We start from the raw sequence: 8,489 nt of genomic DNA, 5'->3' as shown, positions 1-8,489 counted from the left end.
ATAGGACAGAGGTGGAAGTACAGTAATGTATGGAGCTGACTGTTACTAATCGGTCGAGGGCTTATCCAGGCGGCAAGGGTTTGTTTTGGAAAAGATGTTGACAATGTGTAGTTTTGAAGGTATAGTGTAGATATCAAATGGGTATCTTAACCTTTGAGAGTATTCCTCGATAGCTCAATGGTAGAGCACTCGGCTGTTAACCGAGTTGTTGTAGGTTCGAGCCCTACTCGGGGAGCTAGTGCAGTAAGCGCTGAAGGCTCCACGGAGTTCTAAAACGGAATAAGGCTCCATGGTCAAGCGGTTAAGACACCGCCCTTTCACGGCGGTAACAGGGGTTCAAATCCCCTTGGAGTCACTTAATTTCATATGGCGACATAGCCAAGTGGTAAGGCAAAGGTCTGCAACACCTCTATCGCCGGTTCAAATCCGGCTGTCGCCTCTTTAACCCCAGGAAATTTTCCTGGGGTTTTTGTGTCCCGGAACAGAAAGCTTTTAGAATTGTTTAGGAAATGTTTCTGGAAAAGAGGGAACAATAGACCTATAATATGTAATAAGGAAAGGGCGGGATTTTATGCTGAGAGAGCAGCTTGCGGTACTGGAGCTTTCGAAAAATCTGATTCGGGGAAATACAAACAATACCAGCCGGGTAACTTACAGCCCACAGAAGCCGGCATTTCCCGGGTGGGATGATCCGGGCTGGCGTTTTCCCAGGAGGACGCCGGAGTCCCAGGGGATTGCATCCGGATATCTGGCGGATTTCATTGAGGAACTGGCCGGAAATGAGCGTACCGATCTTCATCATGTGATCGTTGTCCGCCATGGCAATGTGATCGCTGAGACGTCGGTGGCACCTTATGTGGATGGGATGTGGCATGCATCTTATTCTATGTGCAAGACGATTACCGGGCTTGCGGTGGGGATGCTGATGGAGGAGGGGAAGCTGACTCCGGACGATAAGGTTTTGGCGCTTCTGGACAAAAAATCTTTGTTGACCGTCAAGAAAAATCTGACGGTGGAGCATCTTCTGACAATGACCTCAGGAGTTATGTTCAATGAGACCGGGATCGTTTCAGGTGACGATTGGGTATCTTCCTACCTGCAGGCGGGAATTAAGGGAACGCCGGGAAAACAGTTTGAATATAATAGCATGAATACCTATATTTTGTCTGCAATCGTCACAAAGGTGACGGGAGAAACGCTGATGGAATATTTGAGGCCCAGATTGTGGGAGCCGTTGGGAATAACCAGAGTGTTTTGGGAAACCTGTCCCAAGGGAATTACAAAAGGCGGCTGGGGTCTTTTTATCAATACAGAAGACGCGGCAAAAATCGGGCAGCTTTTCCTGCAGAAGGGAATGTGGCAGGGCAAACAGCTGGTTCCTGAGAAATGGATTCTTGAAAGCGTGGAAAAACATATGGATACGCCGGAAAATATGGGGCCTTATGGCTATGGGTATCAGGTATGGAGGAGCGGGCGGCCGGGAAGTTGTACCTTCAATGGTATGCTGGGACAAAATGTGGTCGTGTATCCGGATCTTGATATGGTGATTGCAACCAATGCCGGGAGCGATGAGCTTTTTCAGAACTGTATCCTGTTAAATATAGTGAGAAAGTATTTCGAGGGGGATTTTGTGCCCGACGCGCTTCTTTCTGAGAATCCATCCGGATACCGGAAGCTTCTTGAGACGGAACGGCGGTTTTCCAGAGATGGCCGCTCGAATATTTCCATGAGTAAGGGCATATGCCGGAGCAATGGTCTTGGAATCAGGGAGAGCAGCAGGAGAGGGCGGCAGCCGGCTTCCGGCGGCTGGGGACGGCGGAGCAGAAGCGGCGCAGCGGTACGGCTGTTGGAGGAAGAGAAGCTTAAGCGTCGGCTTGACGGAAAGGTTTATGAGCTGGAGCAGCAGCATGTAGGACTTTGCCCCCTAGTATTTCAGGTGTTCCACAATAATTATACGGATGGCATTCGAAGGGCGGCATTTTATTATGAGAGGAACCGCTTTTATCTGGTTTTGGAGGAAGGGAATGAGCTTCACCGCATGGAGGTGGGCTTTGGCAGAGCTGCAGTGACGGAGGTCTCCTTTCATGGTGAACCGTATCTTTTGGGAGTGGGAGGAGCATTTGCGAAGGATGAAGAGGGAATTCCGGTTCTGAAGCTGGATATTGCTTTTCTGGAAGAAGCAGTTCGGCGCAGGCTGAAATGTCGTTTCCCGGATTTCGGAGAACGGATCGAGCTTTATTGGGATGAAACGCCCGGCGGAAGGATGATTACCGAGGGCTTGGGAGCGTTGGTCGGGGATTCCCTTCCCACCGGTTTAATGGAAGGAATCAGCAGCAGGCTGGGGGTGGATCTGCCGGCGATCCTGGTAGAAAAAACAGTTCATCCCATTGTCACCGGAAAATGGCTCCGTGAAAATGACGGAGAGGCCATGGCAGAGCAGGAGGCAGCTTCAGAGGATTCGGTGATTTCTACAGATACGGCTTCAGATCCTCCCAGAGACTCTCTTCAAGACGAATGATGTTTTCTGCGATATCGCGGGAAGCTTTATCGGCGCTGGTATACTGATTCAGATAGGAACGGAGGGATTTGATGCCTGTGCTGCAGCCGTCTGCGACCATGGAGGCGATTTTTTTATCGGAATCGTCGAGAATGAGGCGCAGGCCGATCATGAGGCGGGCAGAGAGCTTTTCGACAGGTGTCAGATCCCCGGCAGGCTCATTACCCTTGTTTAAAAGGCTGTGAATCCTGTTTCCAAAGCTTATGTGGGCGTTTCTGTATTTTTCAAGGCTTTCTTTGAATTCGCGGTTTCGAATGGAGGGAAGCAGACGGCTGATGGTTTCGGCAGCCATTTTTGTGCCGGAGTCACATTCCTTCAAGAGTTTTTTCGTATCGTCGTTCATGATTGGCTCCTTTCTGGATTAAGAGTTAAAGTTTTTGTTAGTATATGAAAATGAAGGCGATTTATCCTTGACATAAGTTGCATAGTTCTTTATAATAAAAACAGTACCGATTATTGTTTCTTGTTTGGAGGAGCTGCCATGAAAGCTTTAAAGTATAGCAGACAGCGCGAGAGTATTAAAGAGTTTTTGGCTGACCGTCGGGATCATCCGACAGCAGATACCGTTTATATGAATATTCGTAAGCTTTATCCCAATATCAGCCTTGGAACGGTTTACCGTAATCTTTCTTTGCTGGCGTCCCTGGGGGAGATCCGCAAGGTGTCCTGCGGTGACGGGGTAGAGCGGTTTGATCCCAATATTGTACCTCATTATCACTTTGTGTGCCGCGAATGCGGGTGTGTGCAGGATATTCCCATGGAGCCTCTGGACGGGTTGGAAACGATGGCATCCAAGGGGTTTGCGGGAGCAATCGACGGTCATACGGCCTTGTTTTACGGAGTTTGCAATGCCTGTCGGAACAAAGAGGACCAATGAGGGAAAACAAAAATCCGTCAGGAATTGTATGAAAAACAGCTTGACAACCCGATGGTAATGTGGTAAAATTTCAATAACAGTAATTATTACTGAAATTGACCTGAATAATATTTTTATATAAGAAAAGGAGATTACGGAAATGAAAAAATTTGTATGTAGCGTATGTGGTTATGTGTATGAAGGCGAAGCAGCACCTGAAAAATGTCCTCAGTGCGGAGTTCCCGCAAGCAAGTTTGTAGAGCAGAAGGATGAGATGAGCTGGGCAGCAGAGCACGTAGTAGGCGTAGCTCAGGGCGTTAGCGAAGATATCATTGCAGATCTGAGAGCAAACTTCAACGGTGAGTGCTCCGAGGTTGGTATGTATCTGGCTATGGCAAGAGTTGCCCACAGAGAAGGCTATCCTGAGATCGGTCTGTACTGGGAGAAAGCTGCTTACGAAGAGGCAGAGCATGCTGCTAAGTTCGCAGAGCTCTTAGGTGAGGTTGTTACCGACAGCACCAAGAAGAACCTGGAGATGCGTGTAGAGGCTGAGAACGGCGCTACCGCTGGTAAGACTGACCTGGCTAAGAGAGCAAAAGCAGCTGGTCTTGATGCAATCCATGACACCGTTCATGAGATGGCTCGCGACGAGGCTAGACACGGCAAAGCATTCAAGGGTCTGTTAGAGAGATACTTCGGCTAAGCTTCTGGCTGACAAAATTTGAGACAATAAAGGGCTGGAAGAGGATTTATACCCTTCCGGCCCTTTTTTGTTCAGAAAGCGGCGGACGGTTCCCCGTGAAAAATGACAGAACAGAGTGACATATTATGAAATATGTATGTAATGTATGCGGTTGGGTATTTGATGAAGAAGAGGACGGAGAAAAATAGGAAGAGCTTCCGGATGACTTCACCTGTGAGCTCTGCGGCATGGGAAAAGGACTTTACCAAGGAGGACTAAGCTATGAAGATTCGTATTAATAAAGATATCGTTGAATTTACACCGGAACATGCATCTGAAGCTGCTGAACTGGAAGCCCTGTGGGTGAAGATGGGCAATTGTGTGGGAGGCAATAAGTCTCTGTCCCCTATAGGCGTTTATATCCCCAGCGAGAATAAGACTGCCACGTTCCATATCGAAGGTCTGACTGAGCAGGAGGCCAAGGAGGTTCCCGTGATCCGGGCACCCTATGATACCGACGTTTACTGCGTCACCTGCAACAAGACTCAGCACGTTAAGGCCGGCGAGCCCATCCCCTTCTGCTGCGGCCGCCTGATGGAGATTCTTGACTAAGATAAGATGTCAATGATAAGAGAGGGCTGTAAAAACAGCCATAAAGAAAGAACCCTTGCGGCACAAAAGTGCGGCAGGGGTTCTTTTTACTGCTGTAGTCCTTCTCGCGGAATCTCTTGAATTACCATTTTTGCAATATCTGCCGGATATCAGAAGCGGTGTGCAGAGGAAGCCTTCCTTGCCTTTTTAGAAAGAATCACTGCGTAAGCCACGAGGAAGGAACATGCTGCCAGCAGGCTCCACATCCATAGCAGATTGGTGTCGCCGGTTGCAGGCGAATCTGTTTTTCCGGTATTCGAGCCGGCCGGATCGGCAGGCTTGGTCGGATCCGTGGGGTTGTTGCCATTGTCTTTCCTGGTGATCGTAAAGGATGTTTTTGCCTCACCGTTTGAGGAAACAACGGTAAGTACGTGATTTCCTGCATCCAAAGTCTTCAGGTACGAAGCCTTCAGCGTAACAATGGTGCTTCCTTCCGAAACGGTGTAATGGTCGGAGGAAAGAACACTGCCGTCTATCTTCACTGATTCGAACGTGTTAAAATCTGCATCGGAACGGAAGGATAAGGAATCCTTGCTGCCGACCTGCCAGGTCTGATCGGAACCCTCGATGATAGAATATTGTACAAAGCCGCAGACACTGCATACACCGTTCTCAAAGGTATGATCGGTGACAGAGCCGTACTCAAAGGTTTCTTCTCCCTTGTCTTTGCAGGTACAGGATTTGTGGTACACGGCAGGATGTTTACAGTCTGCCGGTGTTTCCAGATATTCCTTTTCGGCGATCTCCTGATCATAGACATGGACATGTTCCTGAGTCATTGTGAAATCGGAAAAGCTTGTCAGGACGAAATCTGCAAAAAACTTTCCGCCGATTTCATGCACGTACGGATGCAGCAGTTCGTGGCTTCCGTCGGAGTGGTAATGGAAGACTACCAGGAAATCCGGATTAATGCTTTCCGGTACCGGAAGAGTAATTTTAACCGGGACTTCCAGATGCTCCGGATCCGGAACGTTGGTCAGGGTCATTGAGAATTTTACAGCAACTGCACTGTCGTAAAGCTCCGGGATCACATGGTCAGCGACAGGCTTGTCAATGACAAGGGTGATCGGATCACTGTCGGAGGTATTGGTGTTTAAGTTGGCACCGACAATGGAGACATCGGACTTCTGGAAGGCGCTCGCGCCGGAAGTAACGGTGATCTGCGCAGGTCCTCCTACCATGTCTTCGATATTTGCAAGCTTGGCAGTAACAGTTGTATTATCCTGATCAGTCACAAGGGCCGTCTTAAGATCCGTGGGAACCAGCGTTTGTACGGCTGCACGGATATCGGCGGCGGAAGCATTGCCGGCATTGCTGATGATCGTATCCAGAGTACTTTCCACGTTCTGCGATATGGTTTCCACATCCAGGGCAGGAGAGAAGTCGGACCATTCGCTGTTGCAGATTGTTTCCACTTCGAGAGAGATCAGTCGAACCCTGAACTTGTAATATCCAACTCCTTTTTGCTGAAGGAAGTGATCTTCCAGAGGGACGGTATCTTCAACAGTTCCCTCCGGATTGGATGAAAATATTCCGCCGAACGGCTCATAGTCTCCGTTTTCTGTAGGGCTGTAATAGAACTGGACTTCGTATCCCACCTTATTTTCAGTGTCTGAGGGCAGAGTATATTGTGCCCAGCTCACAAACTCGTCATTTTTATTGATCCATGCAGGATCCGTACAGGGGGAAAGCTGTGCGGACGGCTTCACATAGGTATAAGTGTCGGATTTTGCAATATCGCTGTTGCGGTAAGTTTCATAATCTCCCATGGACTGGACCGTAAAATAATAGGTTCCGCTGTCCAGATCGCTTAACAGGAAATCATCCATGGACCGCCATTCCGGCTGAAGCTGGGGATCATAACCAGCCCAGCCTTCATGTACGCAGATGTTGTTTTCATCATAGATCTTGATCTGCGCCTGTGCCTGATCGGGCAAGGCTGTCCTCCAGCTCATGATACCGGGCTGAGAGATCGGATCATAACCGGTGATGACATCCATCCCCGCGGTTTCATCGTAATCGATTATCTCATTATATCTTGTCCCCCAGGAAAGGTCGGTCGGCGTTCCAAGCTTGATCAGTCCGGCGGCATTTGTCAGATTCCAGGTGATATTTCCTTCCGGATCGGTCCAGGTTTCTACATCAAAGTCATCCAGCTTCAGTCCGCTTAAGCAGTCATTCAGCGTACAGGAACTGTTGGAATTGATCTGCAGACCTCCGTTTCCGGCATAGGTTCCGCTGCTGCCGAAGGTCAGAATGCCATTGCTGTAGGTATTATGATCGATGATAACGTTTCCGTTATTATCCAGGGTCCCATTGATGATCATCGGTGAACTGATATGCAGTTCTCCCGCCACCGACATGGTGTATCCCTCGGCAACGGTAAAGGAACCGAGATCGTGGAATTCAATCACCACATGTTTCGGAACAACAACATCCGCCTGCAGCGTCATGGCAGCATTGGGATCCTCTTCGCCCCATATGTTTACCCGGTATTCCACACGGGGGTCATCGATATAGCTGGTATTTAACTGAGTGAGGAGACTGGCAAGAGTACCGGCGTTGGCAGTCGTATCAACATAAATGCGCTGCCATTCCTCTGAGAACTGAATGTTTTCCAGTCCCTGAAGCTGTGCCGGGTAGGATAAGGACGTATAGCTTGATTCGGAACAGATCATGGTACCGGTGACTGTCAAAGCACTTCCGTCGTGGATAAATCCGGAAGAGATCATGGTACCATCTACCGTGAGACTTCCGTAGCTGAGATTCGTATCTTCTTCCAGTGTAAATACAGCGCCGGATGCGATGCGGAGATCCTGACCGCCCAGATCAAGATTCACATTTTGAGGAAGCTGAAGATCTTCCGAAATTACCAGTTCTCCTGTACCGTTATAGACAAAAGTGACATGGCTGCCATCATGATTTCCAATCAGCGTCTTCAGTTCGGAAAGGTCAGAGAAGTCGTAAGAGGTGGTGTCTTGGCTGCCGCCCTCTCCGCCGTTTTCAGTGACCTGAATGGTATAGTCTTTTGTCAGGGTTTTGCTGCCATATGCGGCAGAAACCGTTATTTTAGTTTCGCCCAGCGTCTGAGGGTCAAAGACAGCGCAATAGGATACAGGTCCTTCTGAGGAATTCTCAGAATCCAGGGTAAGGATCTGTGTGTCTTCAATCGTGATATCCCAGTTGATGCCATAGCAGAAGGAATTGCCCGAACAAAACTCGATGGCACCTCCATCAAGCGGGATCGGGATCGGGGCGCTTTCGTCAGTTACTTCGGCTGCATAAAATGAGGTGAATTCTGTTTCGTCTGCTTTTCGGGCGGCACCGACGATGCCGCTGTACCCGCTGTATCCTTCAATTTCTTCATAATCAGAAGGGTAGCGGAATGTGAATGAAACTGTTTCGTCGGCCGCCAGATCCATGATATGCCCCTGGAAATCGGAGTGGGGAAGATGATATTCTGCAGAGCCTGTCGAACAACTCAATCCGATGGGCCACTGACTTATATTTTGAAAGTATAAAATATAGGTGCCGGCCTCGGAGGCGGTAAAACGGAAGGTTTCCGTATCCTCCGCATTGGTCAGGGAAAAGGATTTTTCCTCGCCGAGAGCCAGATCGGTGGTTGATTCTGTTGCAAAGGAAGTCGCCGGAATGAGACCGGCAAGGAGAAGAAAGGCGAGCAGGATGCTCAGAAACTTGCGGATTTTTTGTTTCATACTCGATTGCCTCCTGTGGATAAGATG

6 protein-coding genes and 3 tRNA genes are annotated in these 8,489 nt (G+C 49.0%); 7 read left to right on the top strand and 2 right to left on the bottom strand.

Going from position 1 to position 8,489, the window contains the following annotated elements; all coding sequences use genetic code 11:
• The first annotated feature begins 163 nt into the window (after positions 1–163).
• The 4 genes from QJ036_RS10920 to QJ036_RS10905 all read left to right on the top strand — a co-directional run bounded on the left by QJ036_RS10920 (position 164) and on the right by QJ036_RS10905 (position 2,518).
• Positions 164–235, top strand: a tRNA-Asn gene (locus tag QJ036_RS10920).
• 48 nt (positions 236–283) lie between these two features.
• Positions 284–355 (top strand) — tRNA-Glu (locus tag QJ036_RS10915).
• Between the two features lie 13 nt (positions 356–368).
• Positions 369–439, top strand: a tRNA-Cys gene (locus QJ036_RS10910).
• A gap of 132 nt (positions 440–571) precedes the next feature.
• Positions 572–2,518 carry a serine hydrolase domain-containing protein gene (locus tag QJ036_RS10905; protein WP_283231418.1) on the top strand — a complete coding sequence of 649 codons (1,947 nt, stop codon included), beginning with the start codon at positions 572–574 and terminating at the stop codon, positions 2,516–2,518.
• Here the strand turns inward: QJ036_RS10905 and QJ036_RS10900 are convergent.
• Positions 2,469–2,900, bottom strand: a complete 432-nt coding sequence (locus QJ036_RS10900) for a hypothetical protein (protein WP_283231417.1) — start codon at positions 2,898–2,900, stop codon at positions 2,469–2,471. The two genes, QJ036_RS10905 and QJ036_RS10900, sit on opposite strands and share 50 nt — an antisense overlap.
• A 138-nt stretch (positions 2,901–3,038) precedes the next feature.
• Between QJ036_RS10900 and QJ036_RS10895 the strand changes: the two genes are divergently transcribed.
• The 3 genes from QJ036_RS10895 (at position 3,039) to QJ036_RS10885 (ending at position 4,707) form a co-directional block, all read left to right on the top strand.
• Positions 3,039–3,434 carry a Fur family transcriptional regulator gene (locus QJ036_RS10895; protein ID WP_283231416.1) on the top strand — a complete coding sequence of 132 codons (396 nt, stop codon included), beginning with the start codon at positions 3,039–3,041 and terminating at the stop codon, positions 3,432–3,434.
• 139 nt (positions 3,435–3,573) lie between these two features.
• Positions 3,574–4,116: an NADH peroxidase gene (locus tag QJ036_RS10890; RefSeq protein WP_283231415.1), complete on the top strand. Its 543-nt coding sequence runs from the start codon at positions 3,574–3,576 to the stop codon at positions 4,114–4,116.
• 261 nt (positions 4,117–4,377) lie between these two features.
• Complete coding sequence (locus QJ036_RS10885; protein WP_283231414.1) at positions 4,378–4,707, top strand: hypothetical protein; 330 nt, start codon at positions 4,378–4,380, stop codon at positions 4,705–4,707.
• 149 nt (positions 4,708–4,856) lie between these two features.
• Here the strand turns inward: QJ036_RS10885 and QJ036_RS10880 are convergent, their stop codons facing one another.
• The gene (locus tag QJ036_RS10880) at positions 4,857–8,462 is read right to left on the bottom strand and encodes a X2-like carbohydrate binding domain-containing protein (protein ID WP_283231413.1); all 3,606 of its coding nucleotides are present in this window, start codon (positions 8,460–8,462) and stop codon (positions 4,857–4,859) included.
• Positions 8,463–8,489 lie beyond the last annotated feature (27 nt).

This window comes from Fusibacillus kribbianus, from assembly GCF_030053595.1.
GTDB lineage: Bacteria > Bacillota > Clostridia > Lachnospirales > Lachnospiraceae > Lientehia > Lientehia kribbiana.
This window is presented reverse-complemented; position numbering and strand designations above follow the sequence as displayed.

Bases quoted from the DNA above. Each gene is read 5' to 3' on its own strand.
- QJ036_RS10885 (WP_283231414.1), top strand. From the start codon at position 4,378: ATGAAGATTCGTATTAATAAAGATATCGTTGAATTTACACCGGAACAT.
- QJ036_RS10895 (WP_283231416.1), top strand. From the start codon at position 3,039: ATGAAAGCTTTAAAGTATAGCAGACAGCGCGAGAGTATTAAAGAGTTT.
- QJ036_RS10905 (WP_283231418.1), top strand. From the start codon at position 572: ATGCTGAGAGAGCAGCTTGCGGTACTGGAGCTTTCGAAAAATCTGATT.
- QJ036_RS10890 (WP_283231415.1), top strand. From the start codon at position 3,574: ATGAAAAAATTTGTATGTAGCGTATGTGGTTATGTGTATGAAGGCGAA.
- QJ036_RS10880 (WP_283231413.1), bottom strand. From the start codon at position 8,462: ATGAAACAAAAAATCCGCAAGTTTCTGAGCATCCTGCTCGCCTTTCTT.
- QJ036_RS10900 (WP_283231417.1), bottom strand. From the start codon at position 2,900: ATGAACGACGATACGAAAAAACTCTTGAAGGAATGTGACTCCGGCACA.